Origin of the sequence: Rhodococcus sp. As11 (genome assembly GCF_048957735.1) — a bacterium.
GTDB classification, from domain to species: domain Bacteria; phylum Actinomycetota; class Actinomycetes; order Mycobacteriales; family Mycobacteriaceae; genus Rhodococcus; species Rhodococcus gordoniae.
On sequence record NZ_JARDJE010000048.1, the window covers coordinates 1 to 2,015 of the forward strand.

Sequence of the window (2,015 nt, forward strand, 5' to 3'; positions counted from 1 at the left end):
GCATAGGTCAGCGACCCACCCTCGAACACCAACGCCGTCGCATCCGGCACCCGCGAAACCTGCTCGTCGAACAGATCCACCAGGGTCGCCGACCCGGTGGGGTGTGTGGTGTCGTTCCACGCCTCGAGCACGCGCGTGGTCTCCGCGGTGTCGAGGATCGGCAGGTCGCCGACCGGCAGGGCCGGGTCGTCGACCACGGCGTCGAGCACGCGGATGAACCGGGCGGCGAACTCCGCGACCGTCGATTCGTCGAACAGATCGGTCGCATAGGTGAAGTAGCCGGTGATGCCCGTGGGCGTGCCGTCGCCGCTGTAGCGGTCGGTGACGATCAGGTGCAGGTCGAACTGCGAGATCTCCATGTCGGTGTCGAGGCCGGAGATGGTGAGACCGGGGAGTTCGAGTGCGGCCTGCGCGAGGTTCTGGAACGACAGACCCACCTGGAACAGCGGGTGGCGTGCCGTGGATCGTGCGGGGTTGAGCACCTCGACGAGCCGCTCGAACGGCACGTCGGCGTTCGCGAACGCGCCGAGGTCGGCCTCACGGGTCCTGCCCAGGAGTTCGGTGAACGACGCGTCCGAATCGACGTGGGTCCGGAACACCAGCGTGTTGACGAACATGCCGATCAGGTCGTCGAGTTCGCGCTCGCCGCGACCGGCCATCGGCGTGCCGATCGCGATGTCGTCGCTCGAGGACATGCGTGCGAGGAACACCGCGAACGCGGTGTGCAGCACCATGAACATCGTGGTGTTCGTGCGCCGGCCGAGATCGGCGAGGCGTCGGTGGAGTTCGGCCTCGACGGTGAAGTCGACGCGGCCGCCCCGGAACGACTGGACCGCGGGGCGTGGCCGGTCGCTCGGGAGATCGAGCTGGTCGGGCAGGCCGGCGAGGGCCTGCTTCCAGTACTCGACCTGCTTGGCGGCGAGCGCTTCCGGGTCGTCCTCGTCGCCGAGCACCTCGCGCTGCCAGATGGCGAAGTCGGCGTACTGCACCGACAGCGGCTCCCATGCCGGGGCGTCGCCCTGCGACCGCGCGACGTAGGCCGTCATGAGGTCGCGCGTGAGCGGACCCATCGACGAGCCGTCGGCGGAGATGTGGTGGACCACGAAGGCGAGGACGTAGTCGGATTCGCGGACCCGGAACAGTCGCGCACTCAGCGGCACGGCCGTGGTGACGTCGAAGATCGTCGCCGCGAGTTCCTGCACCGCGGTGACGATGTCCGTCTCCGCGACGTCCACCGGAGTCAGGTCGGGAACCGCCTGCGCGGCCGGCACGATGACCTGGACGGGACCGTCCTCGGTCTCCGGGTAGAAGGTGCGCAGCGATTCGTGGCGGGCCACGACGTCGCCGACTGCTGCCTGCAACGCGTCGACGTCGAGATCGCCGGTGAGCCGGATCGCGATCGGCACGTTGTAGGCCGACGACTCGGTGTCGAAGCGGTTGAGGAACCACATGCGCTGCTGCGCGAGCGACAGCGGGATCCGCGTGGGCCGCTCGACGGCTTCGAGAGGCCGGCGGTCGTCGCCACGCTGCGACTCGACCGCACCGGCGAGCGATTCGACAGCGGTGTTCTCGAACAGGGCGCGCACCGGAACCTTCGCACCGAGTGCGGCTCCGAGCCGGGAGGCCACCTGGGTGGCGAGCAGCGAGTTGCCGCCGAGTTCGAAGAAGTCGTCGTCGAGACCGACCTGTTCGACGCCGAGTACCTCGGCGAAGACCGCGGCGACGGCCTGTTCGGCCGGGCTGACCGGGGTCCGGAATTCGCGGGTCTCGAAGACCGGTTCGGGCAGGGCCCTGCGGTCGAGCTTGCCGTTGACGTTCAGCGGCAACGCATCGAGCGTCACGAACGCCGACGGCACCATGTACGACGGCACCCGCTTCGCCAGGTCGCTTCTGACGGTCGCCACATCGAGAGCCTCCGCCTCGGCGGGCACGACATACGCGACCAGCTGCGTGCCGACCCGCTCGTCCTCCCGGGCGATCACCGCGACATCACGCAGCGCATCCATCGCGCGCAG

1 protein-coding gene is annotated in these 2,015 nt (G+C 69.1%); it reads right to left on the bottom strand.

What is annotated here, in order from left to right; all coding sequences use genetic code 11:
* The coding region (locus PV766_RS23995; RefSeq protein WP_421098116.1) for a condensation domain-containing protein at positions 1-2,015 on the bottom strand (2,015 nt) is incomplete at both ends.